Source organism: Curtobacterium sp. MCBA15_007, from assembly GCF_001864905.1.
In the GTDB taxonomy this organism is placed as follows: Bacteria; Actinomycetota; Actinomycetes; order Actinomycetales; family Microbacteriaceae; genus Curtobacterium; species Curtobacterium poinsettiae.
The window spans coordinates 76,802-93,078 of sequence record NZ_MJGM01000087.1 but is presented as its reverse complement, the minus strand read 5'-3'; the positions used below and the strand labels follow the sequence as shown (position 1 = coordinate 93,078).

The window sequence follows — 16,277 nt, the reverse complement described above, 5'->3', positions numbered from 1 at the left end:
CCCGGTTCTACTGACGGAGGCGCTGGTGCGCCCCGTGTTCTTCCGGAAGCTCCCCGGTGATGGCCGGATCGATGCTCGTGGAACACGACTTTACCGGACGGGAGCATGCTTGAGCGATGCCCGCAGAAGATCGCCCCGAGTCACTCGTCACCGTCCTGATCGCGTTCGGGGCGAACCTGCTCGTCGCGATCGCGAAGACGATCGCCTCGCTCGTGTCGGGTTCGGCGTCGATGGTGGCCGAGGCGGCGCACTCGTGGGCGGACACCGGCAACGAGGTGTTCCTGCTCGTCGCCGAACGCCGGGGCGGCAAGAAGCGGGACACCGCGCACCCGCTCGGGTACGGACGCGAGACGTACATCTGGTCGATGTTCGCCGCGTTCGGCCTGTTCACGGCCGGTGCGATCGTCTCGATCTACCACGGCATCTCGGAGTTCGGGGAGACCGGGCCGGCCGAGGACGTCGTCCTCAACTACGTCGTGCTCGGGCTCGCGTTCGTGCTCGAGGGCACGAGCTTCCTGCAGGCGTACCGACAGGCGCACGGTGCCGCGACGAAGCGGAAGGTCCCGGTGCTGCGGCACGTGCTGCAGTCGTCGAACCCGACGCTCCGTGCGGTGTTCGCCGAGGACGCGGCGGCGCTGATCGGCCTGGTCGTGGCGTTCCTCGGGGTGTTCCTGCACCAGGTCACCGGGCTGGCGGTCTTCGACGCACTCGGCTCCATCGCGATCGGTGTGCTGCTCGGTGTCGTGGCGATCGTCCTGATCGACCGCAACCGCCGGTTCCTGCTCGGCGAGAGCACGTCGCCGGAGCTCGAGAACGCGGTGCTCGTCGAGCTGCTGGGCCGGTCGCAGGTCGAGCGCGTCACCTACCTGCACCTGGAGTTCGTGGGGCCGTCGCGGGTGTACCTCGTCGCGGCCGTCGACCTGACCGGCAACGAGACCGAGGAGCACGTCGCGGTGCGGTTGCGCGACGTCGAGCAGTCACTCGAGGACAGCCAGTACATCGAGGAGGCCGTCCTCACCCTGAGCTACCCGGGCGACGAGTCCCTGGTGCCGACCGACGGCGCTGTCCCCGAGGTCGTGCGGGACGGCACCGCGTCGGACGTGGCGGCCGGTGGCGCGGGGACCCTGCGCACGGAGTGAGCGTCAGCGCGGTCGCGGGGCGGCGTGGCGGCAGGGCTCGGGTCGCGAGACGCCGGTGTGTCGGCAAGACGCCGCCATGTGCTCGAGACGCCGCCGGATTCGGCGGCGTCTCGCCGGTGAGGCGGCGTCGTAGAAAGACGACGGCGTGTTCCGTGAGCGACCGCGCGGCGGACGGGAGGCGCGGTGCCGGGCCGCCACGGGCCTCCCGTCCGTCTTGCCGTCGCGTGCACCGCCGCACACGCGGGGGGAAGACGCCGGTGTGTCAGCAAGACGCCGCCATGTGCTCGAGACGCCGCCGGAATCGGCGGCGTCTCGGCGACGAGGCGGCGTCGCACGAAGACGACGGCGTGTCCGGGGGCGGAAGACGCCGGCGTGTCAGCGAGCGTCGAGGCCCGCGACCACCGGTGTGAGCGCCGCCGCGACGTACTCGACGAGCGCTCGTCGCCCGACCCCGTCGGTGACCCACACCCCGAACGCGGCGGCGGCGGCCCCGAGCATCGCACCGGACACCGTCTGCGGCCAGAGCGCTCGCGGCTGCTCCCCCGTGCGGCCCGCGACGAAGGCGGCGACGGCCTCGTGCTGCGCCGTCACCCGGACCGCGACGCCGGCCACCAGCTCGGGCCCGATGCCCATGACCTCGGCCTGCGCGACCGCCCACGGCACCCGCTCGGGGTCGTGGGCGCGAGCGGCGTCGAGGAGCGCCTGTTCGACGGCCCGTACGGCACTCGACTCGGTGGACGCTGCGAGGTACCCGGGCAGCCCGGCGACGGCGGCGTCGAGTTCGAGCCACATCACGTCGGCCTTCGCCGGGAAGTAGTTGAAGAACGTCGCGCGGCTGACCCCGGCGCGGGCGGCGATCTGGTCGACCGTGGTGCGCCCGTACCCCTGCTCGAGGAACAGCTCGGCAGCGGCGTCCGCGAGGACCTCGGCGCTCGAGCGTCGGGGGCGGCCACCGCGGCGGATCGGTTCGTCCATGGGCCCCAGTAAACCGTTAGACTCGGTCCGCCATGATCTTGGACTCAGTACAGAAAACCCTCACCGCAGTCGCGGGCGCCTCGGCGGTCCTGCTCGTCCTGGCTGCCTGCAGCGGACCGGGCACGAGCACCGGGAGCAGCACCCCGGTCGCGGGCGGCACGCTCACCTACGCCTCCGGTGACGCCGAACCGACCTGCCTCGACCCGCACGTCGGCGGCAACTACCCGCAGGCGCTCCTGGCGACGCAGTACATCGAGGAGCTCGTCGGGCTCGAGGACGGCAAGCCGACGCCGGAACTCGCGACGAAGTGGACCACGGGTGACGACGGGAAGACCCTGACGCTCACCCTGCGCGACGACGTCACCTTCACCGACGGCACCCCGTTCGACGCCGCCGCCGTCGTGGCGAACATCGAGCACGTGCAGGACCCGGCCACCGCCTCGAGCACCGGGTACCTGGCGCTGCAGTCCATCACGAAGGCGACCGCCACCGACGACCACACCGTGACGCTCTCGCTGAGCCGGCCGGACAGTGCGCTGCTCGAGTCCCTCTCGCAGCCCTGGGTCGGTATGGAGTCCCCGAAGGCGCTCGAACGGAAGCAGGCGACGAACTGTGAGTCCCCCGTCGGCACCGGCCCGTTCCGGGTCACCGGCTGGAAGCACGGCGACCGCGTCACTCTGACGAAGAACACCGACTACTGGGGCAAGACGAAGCCGCGCCTGTCGGGCATCACGTGGCGGTTCCTGCCGGACTCGACCTCGCGCTACGCCGCGCTGCAGTCCGGCCAGGTCGACGTGATCGACAACGCCCAGCCCGACCAGCTCAAGGCCGCGTCGGCGAAGGGCGCGATCCGCGACCTCGACGCCCCCCGCCCCGGCGCCTCGAACCGGCTCGAACTGAACTCCGGGCACGGCGTGTTCCGCGACCAGGCAGTCCGCCAGGCCTTCATCGCCGGCGCCGAGATCGACCCGGGCCTGCAGTCGCTGTTCCTCGGCACCGCGAAGCGCTCGTACTCGGTGCTCTCGAGCGCTGAGCCGCTCGCGTACTCCGACAAGAGCCGCTTCGACTACTCGCCGTCGAAGGCGAAGCAGCTGCTCGACGACGCCGGGTGGAAGGTCGGCTCGGACGGCATCCGCGAGAAGGACGGCCAGCAGCTCACCGTGACGTTCCCCGTCTCGACGAACCAGTCGGTGCCGGCCGAGCGCAGCCTGTTCCAGCAGATCCAGGCGTCCGAGAAGGCCGTCGGGTTCAAGGTCGTGCTCGACGAGCTCGACCTGTCCAGCTGGTACGCCGCCCTGGCCGCGAACGAGTACGACGTCGTGAGCGCCCCGTACACGAAGGTCGGCCCCGACGTCCTGCGGATCCTGTACGACAGCGCGAGCATCGAACCGGCACCGTCGGGCTACTTCGCGAACCTGGCCCAGCTCGACGACCCCGCGCTCGACCGGCTGCTCGAGCAGGCCGCCCGCACCTCGGACGCCGACGAGCGCGCCGACCTGTACGAGCAGGCGCAGAAGGCGATCCTGGCGAGCGACACCGTGCTCCCCCTGTACGACCAGCAGAACCACTTCCTGGTGCGCTCGGCCGTGCACGGCATCCGGACCACCCCGGTCTCGACGCCCTGGTTCGGCACCGCCTGGATCGACCGCTGACACGGATGCGGTGGGTCTGGTGGGCCGTCCGGCGGCTCGCCGGGGGCATCGGCGTGCTCTGGGCCGTCGCGACGATCGTCTTCGTCGCGATCCGGCTCATCCCCGGTGACCCGGCGCTCGCGATCCTCGGTGGCCCGGGATCGCAGGCCTCGGCCGAGGCCGTCGCCCAGGTCCGCCACGAGTACGGCCTCGACCAGCCGGTCCTGGTGCAGTACGCGGTGTTCCTCGGCCGCCTCGCGACCGGGCAGCTCGGTGACTCCTACGCGTTCCGCACCCCGGTCGCGACGCTCCTCGGCCAGCAGCTGCCCGTCACGCTGACGCTCGCGGTCGCCGGGCTCGTCGTCGCCTGGGTGCTGGCGATCGCCGCCGCGTGGGCCTCGACGCAGCGCGGCCGCATCGCCGCCGGGCTCACCAGCGCCCTCAGCGTCACCGCGAGCGTGATGCCGCACTTCTGGCTCGGCAGCGTGCTCATCGTGGTGTTCGCCTCGTCCCTGGGGTGGGTGCCGGCGGTCAGTGACGGCACCGCACGCGGCTGGGTGCTGCCGGTGCTGACCGTGGCCGTGCCGGTCGCCGGGTACCTGGCCGAGACCGTGCGCGACGGCGTGGTGGACGCGCAGCGCTCGGCCTTCGCGCTCGCCGCCCGGGGCCGGGGCGAGACCCGCCTCGGACTGTTCGGACGGCATCTGCTCCGGCACGCCGCCCTGCCCGGGATCGCACTGTCCGCGTGGGCCTTCGGATCGCTCGTCTCCGGGGCCGTGGTCGTCGAGTCCGTGTTCGCCCTGCCCGGCATCGGCCGCGCGCTGGTCACCGCCGTCACCCAGCGGGACATGCCCCTCGTCGCCGGCATCGCGATGGTCTCGGCGGCCGCGTACGTGGTCGTGCTGGCCGTCGCCGATCTGGTCGAGCGTGTGGTCGACCCGCGCAGCACCGCACGAAACGCGACCGCGCGCCCCGGCACCGCGCGACGCCGTGGGCCCGGCCGTCCGGCGGGCGCGCGGTGAGCGGGATCGCCGACCCGGGCCTCCAGACCGGTGCGTCCGCCCACCAGACCGCCGTCGGCACCGAGCGCGTCCGTGGGGGGACGCTCGGCGTCGGCGGCACCGCCGCGGCGGTGGTCGTCCTGGTCGCCGTCGTCGCGGCGGCCTCGCCAGCGCTGCTGGGCGGCGGCGATCCGCTCGCGGTGCACCCGACCCAGGCACTGACCGCCCCGAGCGGCGCACACCCGTTCGGCACCGACGAGTCCGGCCGCGACGTCCTGGCACGGGTGGTCGCGGGGACCCGCGCCTCGCTCGTCGTCGGCGTCGTCGCCACCCTGATCGGCGGCGGAGCGGGCGTCCTGCTCGGTGTCGTCGCCGGGCTCGGCGCCGGGGCCGGACGGCTCGGCCGTCTGCTCGACGCCGTCATCGGCCGTGTCACCGAGGTCGCGTTCGCCCTGCCGCTGCTGCTCGTCGCGCTGGTCGTCATCGCCGTGACCGGTCCGGGTCCGGTGCCGGCGGTGCTCGCCGTCGGGTTCGCGACCGCTCCGGGCTACGCCCGGATCGTGCGGGGCCTGGTCCGGACGGCCCGCGGTTCGCAGGTGGTCGAGACCGCCGTGCTGCTCGGCCGCTCCCCCGCGCGCACCGTCGTCCGGCACGTGCTGCCGACGGCGCTCTGGCCCGTCGTCGCCGTCGCCACGCTCGGGGTCGGGCAGGCGGTCGTGTGGGCATCGGCGCTGAGCTACCTCGGTGTCGGCACGCCCCCACCCGCGCCGGAGTGGGGCGCGATGCTCGCCGACGGTCGCACCTACCTGCAGACCGCGCCGTGGATGAGCACCTTCCCCGGACTCGCGATCGTCGTGCTCGCGACGGCCGTCACCGTGCTCGGCCGGGCGATCCGACGGAGCGGGGCCGCGCGGTGAGCGCCGTCCTCGACGTCCGCGGACTCACCGTCGCGATCGGCGGCACCCCGATCGTGCACGGTGTCGACCTGCGCGTCGACGCCGGTGAGTGCGTCGCCCTGGTCGGCGCCTCCGGCTCGGGCAAGACCGTCACCGCACGCGCCGTGCTCGGCCTGTCCGCGCCCGGCGCCGCCGTGCACGCCGAAACGTTCACGGTCGACGGTGTCGACGTCGGCGGGTACACGGACCGGCGGTGGCGCCGGCTGCGGGGATCGCGCATCGGCTACGTCGGCCAGGAGGCGCTGGGCGCGTTGGACCCGCTGCGTCCCGTCGGGCGCGAGGTCGCCGACAGCCTCCGCCTGCACACCGAGATGCGTGCGGCCGAGCGCGTCGACGCCGTGCGTGCTGCCCTGGCCGCGGTGGGCCTCGACCCGGACACCGCGACCGACGGCCGGCTCGCCGGGACACTGTCCGGTGGGATGCGACAGCGTGCCCTCATCGCCGCGGCCACCGTCGGGTCCCCCGGGCTGCTGGTCGCCGACGAACCGACGACGGCGCTCGACGCCGGGGTCGCCGTCACCGTGATGGAGCAGTTGCGGGCAGCGCAGAGGCGGGGCGCCGGACTGCTCGTCATCACGCACGACCTGGGGCTCGTCGCGGGGTGGGCCGACCGGGTCGCCGTCGTGCACGAGGGCCGGATCGTCGAGCAGGGTGCGGTCACCGGGGTCTTCGCGGCGCCGCAGCACCCCGCGACACGGGCGCTGGTGCGCGCTGCCGGTGCTGCCGGTGCTGCCGCGGCGGAGCCGGCGCCACCGCACGGTGCCGATCTTGCCGGGCGGTGCGAGGTCGATGGCTCCGTGCAGTCCTCTGACGATGCACCGAGCGGCCGACCTCGCACCGACCGCACGACTCCGCACCGTGCGCCGATCGGCAACCGCGACACCGAGCGCGAATCCTCGCACGGTGCGAGGGACGTGCTCGCGGCGCAGGGGCTCTCGCGGGGGTACGGCGGGCTGCTCGCGGTGGATGACGTGTCGTTCGGGCTCGAGCGGGGCCGGGTGCTCGGGGTGATCGGCGCCTCGGGCTCGGGCAAGACGACGCTGGCGCGGATGCTCCTCGGCCTCGAGACGCCCGACGCCGGCACGGTCACGCTCGACGGCGAACCCTGGGTCCCGCTGCCCGAGCGAGAGCGACGCCCCCGACGGCACCGGCTCGCGGCCGTCGTGCAGGACCCCGGCGCGACGTTCGACGAACGGTGGAACGTCGAACGGGTCCTCGCGGACGCGTTCTCACGCGGTGACGAACGGCGGGCGCGCGGAGTGCTCGGCGAACGGGTCGACGCAGCACTGCGACAGGTCGACCTCGACCCCGTGCTGCGGTCCCGCTCCCCCCGCACCCTGTCCGGCGGGCAACGGCAGCGGCTCGCGATCGCCCGCGCGCTGGCGACCAGCCCCGAGGTGATCGTGCTCGACGAGCCGGTGACCGCCCTCGACGCCACGGTGCAGCACGCCGTGCTCCGGTTGCTCGAACGGCTCCGCGACGAGACCGGGGTGGCGATGGTGTTCGTGTCGCACGACCTGCGGGCGGTCCGGCGGATGGCGGACGACGTGCTCGTGGTGCACGCCGGCGCGGTCGTCGAGCACGGCCCCGCCGCCGAGGTCTTCGCGCGCCCCGCCCACCCGGTGACCGCGCGGCTGCTGCACGCCGCGGAGCGGCTGGCAGCGGGTCCCGCCGCGGATCCAGCCACGGGGACCGCGGCCGACTCCACGGGCTGAGCGACGGTCCACACGGTGCCGCGCCCGCGGACTGTCACTGCGCGCGTGACGTCGCCAACGGCTCGGAACGGCCAGGAGGCCCGGCGCGCGTTCCGAGACGGAACGTGCGCCGGGCCTCCTGGCCGGGTTGCCGCGGGGCGGCTGGGTCCTCAGGAGCCGGAGGGCTCCTTCGATGCGGCCTCGGCCGAGATGATCGGGATCTCGCTCGTCGAGAACTCCTTCGCCCAGTCGGACTGCGCGAGCTCCGACGTCGGGTCGTTGTAGTCCTCGATCACGCCGGCGACCTCGTCCTCGGACCCGACCGTCGGACCGGAGCCCATCAGCGGGCTCGCGGCGGTCTCCTTGGTGAAGTACACCGCGATCAGGCCGATGACGGCGGCGAGCATCAGGTAGAACGCGGGGATGTCCTCGGCCCAGCCGTACCCGGCGTCCTTCGCGGCGTTGATGAGCGCGGCGGTCGCGAGCGGGGTGGTCCCACCGAAGAGCGACACCGACACGTTGAACGCGATCGCCAGGGCGCCGTAGCGGATGATCGTCGGGAACAGCGCGGGCAGCGTCGACGGCATGGTCGAGGTGAACGTGACGAGCACGACGCCGAGGATCAGCAGGCCGGCGAACACGCCGACGCCGGTGCCGGTCTGGACGAGTTTCAGGGCCGGCCAGGACAGCAGGATGAAGCCGATGCAGCCGGCGGCGAGCACCGGACGGCGCCCGAACTTGTCGGACAGGCGACCGCCGAAGGTGATGACGACCATCATGAGCAGCATGACGATGACGATGAGGATCAGGCCGAACGTGGCGTTCTGGCCGAGGTTCTGCTCGAGGTAGGTCGGCATGTACGAGAGCAGCATGTAGTCGGTCACGTTGAAGACCAGGACCAGGCCGATGCAGATGATGAGCGAGCGCCAGTTCTCGGCGAAGAGCTTGAGGAACGGGGTCTTCTGCCCCTCGCGCTCGGCGGCCTGCTCCTGCTGCTTCTGGAACGCCGGGGTCTCTTCCAGCTTGAGGCGCAGGTAGAGACCGATCAGGCCGAGCGGGCCCGCGACGATGAACGGGATGCGCCAGCCCCAGCTGAGCAGGGCGTCCTCGGACAGGCCGAACTGCAGGCCGGTGACGATCGAGGCGCCGAGCACGTAGCCGGCGAGCGTGCCGAACTCGAGCCACGAGCCCATGAACCCGCGGCGCTTGTCGGGCGAGTACTCGGCGATGAAGGTCGCGGCGCCGCCGTACTCACCACCGGTCGAGAAGCCCTGCACGAAGCGGGCGACGAGCAGCAGGACGGGAGCCCAGAAGCCGATCGTGTCGTACGACGGGATCAGGCCGATCATGAGCGTGCCGGCGGCCATCAGGATCATCGTCAGCGCGAGGACCTTCTGTCGGCCGATCTTGTCGCCGATCGGGCCGAACACGGCACCGCCGATCGGGCGCACGATGAACGCGGCGGCGAAGAAGCCGAACGTGGCGACGATGTTCGCGGCCGGGTCGCCCTGCGGCAGGAACACCTGCGAGATGGTGACCGTCAGGTACGCGAAGATGCCGAAGTCGAACCACTCCATGGCGTTGCCGAGCGCGGCAGCCGCGACGGCACGCTTGAGCAGCGACTCCTCGACGACGGTGACGTCGTCCTTCGTGAGATCGCGACGAGCGCGCTTCACGGCGCCCTTCGTGCGCAACGGCCGATCGCCGTGCGGTTGGGGTGCGTTGTTCGGTGCCAAGTCGTTCCTCCGGGGTGCGGTGCTTCCTTCGGGCGTCCGGCGGACGGCGACGTTGCAGCTCCTGCGAACCCTGCGTTCGCCGGACAAACTCCGACAGACTAGCAGGCTCTTGGCGTGTCCGACAGGTCGGTGTGGTAAGTCCCGGTCGGCAGCGGGCCGCGGACGCCCCGCTGCCCGGCTCAGGACGCGTGCGCGGCCGCTACGATTGGGGCACCGCGCGTCAGGCGCGCAACACTCAGGCACCTCATCACGGACTCGGTGCCGCACACACGGACGGAAGGCGCACCATGACCAAACCCATGCCCGAGAAGCCCAGCGTCGACGGACTGGAGCAGGTCTGGGGGCCCGTCTGGGAGCAGGACGGCACGTACCGCTTCGACCGCGACGCCGCCGGTCACCGCGACGCCGTCTGGTCGATCGACACCCCGCCGCCGACCGCCTCCGGTTCGCTGCACATCGGGCACGTGTTCTCGTACACGCACACCGACCTCAAGGCCCGGTTCGAGCGGATGCGCGGCAAGCACGTCTTCTACCCGATGGGCTGGGACGACAACGGCCTGCCGACCGAGCGTCGCGTGCAGAACTACTACGGCGTCCGCTGCGACCCGACCCTGCCGTACGACCCCGACTTCACGCCGCCGTTCGAGGGCGGTGACGGCAAGTCCTCGAAGGCCGCCGACCAGCTGCCCGTGTCGCGCCGCAACTTCATCGAGCTGTGCGACCGCTTGACCGTGCAGGACGAGCAGCAGTTCGAGGAGCTCTTCCGCACGCTCGGCCTGTCGGTCGACTGGACCCAGTCGTACCGCACCATCGACGACACCTCACGAGCGAGCGCCCAGCGCGCCTTCCTGCGCAACCTCGAGCGCGGCGAGGCCTACCAGGCCGACGCCCCGACCCTGTGGGACGTCACGTTCCGCACCGCGGTCGCGCAGGCCGAGCTCGAGGACAAGGAGATGCCCGGCGCGTACCACGGCATCGCCTTCCACCGCACCGACGGTGGGGACGACGTCGTCATCCAGACCACCCGCCCGGAGCTCCTGCCGGCCTGCGTCGCCCTGGTGGCACACCCGGACGACGAGCGGTTCCAGGACCTCTTCGGCACCACGGTCCGCTCCCCCCTGTTCGACGTCGAGGTCCCGGTGCTCGCACACCACCTGGCGCAGAAGGACAAGGGCGCCGGCATCGCGATGGTCTGCACCTTCGGTGACACCACCGACGTCGTGTGGTGGCGCGAGCTGCAGCTGCCGAACCGCGCGATCATCGGCTTCGACGGCCGCGTGCGCTCCGACGAGCCCGCCTGGATCGAGTCCGCGAAGGGCCAGGAGCTCTACGCCGAGATGGCCGGCAAGACCGTGTTCTCGGCCAAGAAGGTCGTCGTCGACGCGCTCACCGAGTCGGGCGAGCTGATCGGTGACGTCAAGACCATCCAGCACCCGGTGAAGTTCTTCGAGAAGGGCGACAAGCCCCTCGAGATCGTGTCGACCCGCCAGTGGTACATCGTCAACGGTGCGCGCGACGAGCAGCTGAAGAGCACGCTCCGCCAGCGCGGCGAGGAGATCGCGTTCCACCCGGACTTCATGCGCGTCCGCTACGACAACTGGGTCGGTGGCCTGTCCGGTGACTGGCTCATCTCGCGCCAGCGCTTCTTCGGCGTGCCGCTGCCGGTCTGGTACCCGCTCGACGCCGACGGGAACCCGGTGTTCGACCAGCCGATCGTGCCGACCGAGGCGCAGCTGCCCGTCGACCCGGCCTCCGAGCCCGCCCCCGGCTTCACCGAGGACCAGCGCGGCGTCGCCGGCGGGTTCCAGGGTGAGCTCGACGTCATGGACACCTGGGCGACCTCGTCGCTGACCCCGCAGCTCGCGGGCAAGTGGGAGACCGACCCGGCGCTCTACGACCTGGTGTACCCGTACGACGTCCGCCCGCAGGCGCAGGACATCATCCGGACGTGGCTGTTCACGACCGTGCTCCGCAGCCAGCTCGAGGCCGACGTGGTGCCGTGGAAGCACGCCAGCATCTCCGGCTTCATCGTCGACCCCGACCGCAAGAAGATGTCGAAGTCGAAGGGCAACGTCGTCACGCCGCTGTCCATCCTCGAGCAGCACGGTGCCGACGCGGTCCGCTACTGGGCGGCCTCGTCCAAGCTCGGCACCGACGCGGCGTTCGACCCGCAGAACCCGAAGCAGATCAAGGTCGGTCGTCGTCTGGCGATCAAGGTGCTCAACGCGGCGAAGTTCGTCTACGGCTTCCCGCTGCCCGAGGGCGCCACGAGCGTCACCGAGGCCCTCGACGTCGACATGCTCGCCGAGCTCGGCGCGGTCGTCGAGCAGGCCACCGCCGCGTTCGACGGGTTCGACCACGCCCGTGCCCTCGAGATCACCGAGCGCTTCTTCTGGACGTTCTGCGACGACTACCTCGAGCTCGTGAAGGAGCGCGCCTACGGCACCGCGTCCGACGCGACGCACGAGACGCAGGCGAGCGCGGTGCTGGCGCTGCGCGGCGCCATCGACGTGCTGCTCCGACTGCTGGCACCGTTCCTGCCGTACGCGACGGAAGAGGTGTGGGCCTGGACCCACGACACCAGCGTGCACCGGGCCTCCTGGCCGACCGCTGCCGACCTGCCCACCGACGCGGCCCCCACCGGGCTGCTCGCGGCCGTCGGACAGGCGCTCATCGGGATCCGCGGTGCGAAGACGGCAGCGAAGGCGTCCCAGAAGACGCCCGTGACGCGTGCCGTCGTCGCGGCACCGGCCGAGACGCGGATGCTCATCGAGCGCGCGGCGGTCGACCTGGCGGCCGTCGGCCGCATCGAGAACCTGTCGTTCGTCGACGGCGACGAGCTCGCCGTCACCGAGATCGAGCTCGCGGAGCAGCAGGCGTAACGTCGGTCATCCGGGTCGGGTCGCCTCGGCGACCCGGCCCGTCCACCACCGGACAGGAGCACGGATGCAGTTGGGCACACGCTGGAACGTGGGTGGGGAGCCGCCTGCGCGACTGCCCGAGGCGATGGTCGTCGCCGTGCGGGGCGTCGAGGACGAGCTGGCGGCGGAGTCCGTCGACACGGCGACGTGGGGGTGGACCCTGACGTTCCTGGAGGGCAAGCCGATCGTCGAGCTCGACGACGGCACCTCGATCCACCTCGACGACGCCGGGCACGCCCAGGTCACGAACCCCGACGACGCGGGCGAAGAGGACTAGCGCGGCCGCGTGCTGCGCGGCCCGCGGTTCGCTTGGTGAGCGGAAATGGTCGGGTCCCCACCGGGGACCCGACCATTTCTGCTCACGATGCGGGCGCCCCCACCGGGGAGCGCCCGCGTGATCGCCGAGGGATCAGGACTCGGCGAGCCAGGTGGCGAGGACCTCGTTCACCTCGGCGGTGTGCGTGGTGAGCAGGCCGTGCGGGGCGCCCTCGATCTCGACGTACTCCGCAGCGGGCAGGGCCTTCGTGAAGCGTCGGCCGGTGGCGTCGATCGGGAGGATGTTGTCCGACGTGCCGTGCACGATCAGGGCGGGGACGGTGACCTTCGGGATGTCCTGGCGGAAGTCGGTCGGCCAGGTCAGGGGTGCCGCCGCGGACGCGATCGAACCGGAACCGGCCGCGACGTTCCAGGCGTTCCGCACCTGCTCCTCGGAGATGCGGGTGCCGAGGTTCTCCGACAGGTTGAAGAAGTCCTGGTAGAAGTTCGTGAAGTAGGCGTAGCGGTCCTTCGTCACGTCGGCGGCGATGCCCTCGAAGAACGACATCGGGCCGGCGCCGTCGGGGTTGTCGTCGGTGATGGCGAGGAACGGCTCGAGCGAGGCGAGGAACGCGACCTTGGCGATCCGGTCCTCACCGTGTCGGCCGATGTAGCGGGCGATCTCGCCGGTGCCCATCGAGAAGCCGACCAGGATCACGTCGCGCAGGTCGAGGGTCTCGAGGACGGTGTGCAGGTCGTCGGCGAAGGTGTCGTAGTCGTAGCCGGTGGACGGCTGCGAGGACTGGCCGAAGCCACGGCGGTCGTACGTGATGACGCGGTAGCCGGCCTCGAGGAGCATCGGGACCTGCCCCTCCCACGAGTTGCCGTCGAGGGGGAAGCCGTGGATCAGCACGATCGGCTGCCCCTGGCCCTTGTCCTCGTAGTGGAGCTCGATGTCGACGCTGTTCTCGGTTCCGACGGTGATGGCACCCATGGTCGTTCCTTCCCTGAACTTCGCAGAGAACGATCGTTCTCTGCCGATGTGGACTACAGTAGAGAACGCCCGTTCCCGCCGCAACTCGAGAACGGTGAACACTCAGGGAATGGGGTACACATGGCCGCCAGCGCCGTCGAACCGGACGTCCGAGCGCACATCGTCGAGGTCGCCGACGAGCTGTTCTACACGCGCGGGATCCAGTCGGTGGGGATGGACGAGATCCGCACGGGCGCAGGCGTCTCGCTGAAGAAGCTCTACGCGGCGTTCCCCGGCAAGGAGCAGCTCATCGCCGCGGTGCTCGCCGGTCGGCACGACATGTGGGAGCAGGGCGTGCACGGTGCGGTCGAGGCCGCCGCCAGCCCGCGCGACAAGCTGCTCGCGGTCTACGACTTCCTGGAGTCGTGGTTCGGCGACGACACCTTCCGCGGCTGCGGGTTCATCAACGCCTTCGGTGAACTCGGCGCGACCTCGCCCGCGGTCGCCGAGATCGCGCGCGAGCACAAGGACTCGTTCCAGCGGTTCGTGCAGCAGCTCACCACCGAGGTCGTCGCCGACCCCGAGCACGCCGAGGAACTCGCCGCCCAGCTCGCGCTGCTCGCCGAGGGCGCGCAGACCACCGCCGCCATCGCGGGCACCACGGTGCCCGCCGCGCACGCGCGCCGCGCCGCGGTGACCCTGATCGACGCCGCGATGCGCTGACACGCGACCGCACCGACACGGCGGACGGGAGGCACGGGGCCAGCCCGCCACGGGCCTCCCGTCCGCCCCGTTGCGGCGCGACGTCCGTAGGGTGGTTGCCATGGCAACCCCGTTCGACGTCCCGAGCACCCTCCCCTACGCCCTGCCGCCCTTCGGCGACGTGCGACTCGAGCACTACCGACCGGCGTTCGAAGCCGGCATGGCCGAGCAGCGCGCCGAGGTCGAGGCCATCGCCACCGACCCCCACGCCCCGACGGTCGAGAACACCCTGATCGCACTCGAGCGGTCCGGGCAGCTGCTGGCCCGCGTCAGCCACGTGTTCTTCACGCTGTCGTCGGCCGACTCGACCCCGGAGCTGCACGACCTCGAGGCCGAGATCTCACCGCTCCTCGCCGCCCACCGCGACGCGATCACGCTCGACGCACGCCTGTACGCCCGGGTGCAGGAGGTGCTCGACGGCGCTTCCGCCGCGGGTCTGGAGGGCGAAGCGCTCCGCCTGGTCGAGCGGACCCACGCCGAGATGACCCTGGCGGGCGCCGGGCTCGACGACGCGGGCAAGGAGCGTCTGACCGCGATCAACCAGGAACTCTCAACCCTCACGACGACCTTCGAGCGGAACCTGCTCGAGGACACCAACGACTCCGCCGTGCACGTGACGAGCGAGGACGAGCTCGAGGGGCTCGACGACGGCGCGAAGTCCGCCGCTGCCGGAGCCGCCGCCGACCGTGGCCTGGACGGCTGGCTCATCACGCTGCCGCTGTACACCGGACACCCGTGGCTGTCGTCGCTGGCGAACCGTGCCCTGCGCGAGCGGATCATGCGGGCCTCACTCGCCCGCGGTCGTCGGGGCAACCAGTACGACAACCGCGACGTGCTGCTCCGGATCGTCCGGCTCCGTGCCGAACGCGCCGAGCTGCTCGGGTTCCCGAACCACGCCGCCGTCGTCACCGCCGACGAGACCGCCAAGACCCCCGAGGCCGTCGACGGCCTGCTGTCCTCGCTCGTCGGTGCCGCCGCCCGGAACGCCGACGACGAACGGGCCGTCCGTTCCCGCACGGTCGGCTTCGACGTCGAGTCGTGGGACTGGGCGTACGCGACCGAGATCCTGCGCGGGGAGCAGTTCGCCGCGGACAGCACCGCACTCCGCCCGTACTTCGAGGCGGACCGGGTCCTGCACGACGGCGTCTTCCACGCCGCCGGCGCCCTGTACGGCCTGACCTTCACGGAGCGCCCGGACCTGCACGGCTACAACGACGAGGTCCGGGTCTTCGAGGTCACCGGCGACGACGACGAGCCCGTCGGCCTGTACCTGCTCGACCTGTACACACGCGATGGCAAGCGCGGCGGCGCGTGGATGAACCCGGTCGTCGAGCAGTCCGAGCTCCTCGGCACCCTGCCCGTCGTGGTGAACAACCTCAACGTCGCGAAGCCCGCTGCCGGCTCCCCCACGCTGCTCATCCAGGACGAGGTGCAGACGCTCTTCCACGAGTTCGGGCACGCCCTGCACGGCCTCATCGCCCGCACCACCTACCCGCGGTTCTCCGGCACCAACGTCGAGCGGGACTTCGTCGAGTTCCCGAGCCAGGTGAACGAGATGTGGGTGTCGTGGCCGTCGGTGCTGGCGAACTACGCGAAGCACCACGAGACCGGGGCTCCCCTGCCGCCCGAGCTGGTCCTGGGGCTCAGCGAGTCCGAGGGGTTCAACGAGGGATTCGGCACGACCGAGTACCTGGCCGCCGCACTGCTCGACCAGGCGTGGCACCGACTGTCGGCTGCCGAGGCGGCCGCGGTGACGGACGTCGAGGCGTTCGAGCGGGACGCCTTGGCAGCCGCCGGCATCGCCGTCGAGGCCGTGCCACCGCGGTACTCCTCGACGTACTTCGCCCACACGTTCTCGGGTGGGTACGACGCCGGCTACTACGGGTACATCTGGTCCGAGGTGCTCGACGCCGACACGGTGGAGTGGTTCCGCGACAACGGCGGGCTGGACCGTGCGGCCGGTCGACGCTTCGCGGAACGACTGCTCGGGGTCGGCGGCGCGAAGGACCCGCTCGAGGCGTACCGGGACTTCCGCGGCCGCGACGCCGAGGTCGGCCCGCTGCTGCGGCGCCGCGGGCTCGAGTAGGGCGCTGCGGGACCGGGCGCTTCCGGGCGTACCGCGACGAATCGGGCGTACCCGGTCGGAACTCCCGACCAGGTACGCCCGATCTCGCTTTCCGTCGCAGCCGTCATGGGAAGCACCAGACGTCGATCCGCGGGCCGCGCCGACCGGC

At 71.8% G+C, this 16,277-nt stretch carries 12 protein-coding genes; 9 read left to right on the top strand and 3 right to left on the bottom strand.

Annotated elements, in window-relative coordinates:
* The first annotated feature begins 116 nt into the window (after positions 1–116).
* On the top strand, positions 117–1,139 hold the full coding sequence (locus BIU95_RS16690; protein ID WP_071252298.1) for a cation diffusion facilitator family transporter: 1,023 nt from the start codon (positions 117–119) through the stop codon (positions 1,137–1,139).
* A 375-nt stretch (positions 1,140–1,514) separates the two neighbouring features.
* Here BIU95_RS16690 and BIU95_RS16685 read toward each other — a convergent pair whose 3' ends face one another.
* On the bottom strand, positions 1,515–2,114 hold the full coding sequence (locus BIU95_RS16685) for a TetR family transcriptional regulator (protein WP_017885989.1): 600 nt from the start codon (positions 2,112–2,114) through the stop codon (positions 1,515–1,517).
* A gap of 32 nt (positions 2,115–2,146) precedes the next feature.
* Here BIU95_RS16685 and BIU95_RS16680 point away from each other — a divergent pair, with 32 nt between their 5' ends.
* From BIU95_RS16680 to BIU95_RS16665, 4 genes are read left to right on the top strand one after another with little or no spacing between them, the layout of a single operon-like run.
* Positions 2,147–3,766: an ABC transporter substrate-binding protein gene (locus tag BIU95_RS16680; protein WP_071252296.1), complete on the top strand. Its 1,620-nt coding sequence runs from the start codon at positions 2,147–2,149 to the stop codon at positions 3,764–3,766.
* Between the two features lie 5 nt (positions 3,767–3,771).
* Positions 3,772–4,767: an ABC transporter permease gene (locus BIU95_RS16675; RefSeq protein WP_071252294.1), complete on the top strand. Its 996-nt coding sequence runs from the start codon at positions 3,772–3,774 to the stop codon at positions 4,765–4,767.
* Complete coding sequence (locus tag BIU95_RS19200; RefSeq protein ID WP_083389432.1) at positions 4,764–5,663, top strand: ABC transporter permease; 900 nt, start codon at positions 4,764–4,766, stop codon at positions 5,661–5,663. The genes BIU95_RS16675 and BIU95_RS19200 overlap by 4 nt, the downstream gene beginning before the upstream one ends.
* Positions 5,660–7,417: an ABC transporter ATP-binding protein gene (locus tag BIU95_RS16665; protein ID WP_071252292.1), complete on the top strand. Its 1,758-nt coding sequence runs from the start codon at positions 5,660–5,662 to the stop codon at positions 7,415–7,417. The genes BIU95_RS19200 and BIU95_RS16665 overlap by 4 nt, the downstream gene beginning before the upstream one ends.
* Positions 7,418–7,566: 149 nt before the next feature.
* Here BIU95_RS16665 and proP read toward each other — a convergent pair whose 3' ends face one another.
* The gene (proP, locus tag BIU95_RS16660) at positions 7,567–9,072 is read right to left on the bottom strand and encodes a glycine betaine/L-proline transporter ProP (protein ID WP_254783406.1); all 1,506 of its coding nucleotides are present in this window, start codon (positions 9,070–9,072) and stop codon (positions 7,567–7,569) included.
* A gap of 347 nt (positions 9,073–9,419) precedes the next feature.
* Here proP and valS point away from each other — a divergent pair, with 347 nt between their 5' ends.
* Together valS and BIU95_RS16650 are read left to right on the top strand one after the other, a co-directional pair.
* A complete protein-coding gene (valS, locus tag BIU95_RS16655) occupies positions 9,420–12,014 on the top strand; it encodes a valine--tRNA ligase (protein ID WP_071252289.1) in 2,595 nt (864 codons plus the stop codon).
* Positions 12,015–12,078: 64 nt separating this feature from the next.
* A complete protein-coding gene (locus tag BIU95_RS16650; protein ID WP_042538506.1) occupies positions 12,079–12,330 on the top strand; it encodes a hypothetical protein in 252 nt (83 codons plus the stop codon).
* 132 nt (positions 12,331–12,462) lie between these two features.
* On the opposite strand, the gene BIU95_RS16645 is transcribed toward BIU95_RS16650, so the two are convergent.
* Positions 12,463–13,302 (bottom strand): alpha/beta fold hydrolase, encoded by an 840-nt coding sequence (locus tag BIU95_RS16645; protein ID WP_071252287.1) that lies wholly within the window; start codon positions 13,300–13,302, stop codon positions 12,463–12,465.
* A gap of 120 nt (positions 13,303–13,422) precedes the next feature.
* Here BIU95_RS16645 and BIU95_RS16640 point away from each other — a divergent pair, with 120 nt between their 5' ends.
* Together BIU95_RS16640 and BIU95_RS16635 are read left to right on the top strand one after the other, a co-directional pair.
* A complete protein-coding gene (locus BIU95_RS16640; RefSeq protein ID WP_071252285.1) occupies positions 13,423–14,004 on the top strand; it encodes a TetR/AcrR family transcriptional regulator in 582 nt (193 codons plus the stop codon).
* A gap of 100 nt (positions 14,005–14,104) precedes the next feature.
* Positions 14,105–16,129 carry a M3 family metallopeptidase gene (locus BIU95_RS16635; RefSeq protein WP_071252282.1) on the top strand — a complete coding sequence of 675 codons (2,025 nt, stop codon included), beginning with the start codon at positions 14,105–14,107 and terminating at the stop codon, positions 16,127–16,129.
* Positions 16,130–16,277: the final 148 nt, after the last annotated feature.

Bases quoted from the DNA above. Each gene is read 5' to 3' on its own strand.
- BIU95_RS16690 (WP_071252298.1), top strand. From the start codon at position 117: ATGCCCGCAGAAGATCGCCCCGAGTCACTCGTCACCGTCCTGATCGCG.
- BIU95_RS16685 (WP_017885989.1), bottom strand. From the start codon at position 2,114: ATGGACGAACCGATCCGCCGCGGTGGCCGCCCCCGACGCTCGAGCGCC.
- BIU95_RS16680 (WP_071252296.1), top strand. From the start codon at position 2,147: ATGATCTTGGACTCAGTACAGAAAACCCTCACCGCAGTCGCGGGCGCC.
- BIU95_RS16675 (WP_071252294.1), top strand. From the start codon at position 3,772: ATGCGGTGGGTCTGGTGGGCCGTCCGGCGGCTCGCCGGGGGCATCGGC.
- valS (WP_071252289.1), top strand. From the start codon at position 9,420: ATGACCAAACCCATGCCCGAGAAGCCCAGCGTCGACGGACTGGAGCAG.
- BIU95_RS16650 (WP_042538506.1), top strand. From the start codon at position 12,079: ATGCAGTTGGGCACACGCTGGAACGTGGGTGGGGAGCCGCCTGCGCGA.
- BIU95_RS16645 (WP_071252287.1), bottom strand. From the start codon at position 13,302: ATGGGTGCCATCACCGTCGGAACCGAGAACAGCGTCGACATCGAGCTC.
- BIU95_RS16640 (WP_071252285.1), top strand. From the start codon at position 13,423: ATGGCCGCCAGCGCCGTCGAACCGGACGTCCGAGCGCACATCGTCGAG.
- BIU95_RS16635 (WP_071252282.1), top strand. From the start codon at position 14,105: ATGGCAACCCCGTTCGACGTCCCGAGCACCCTCCCCTACGCCCTGCCG.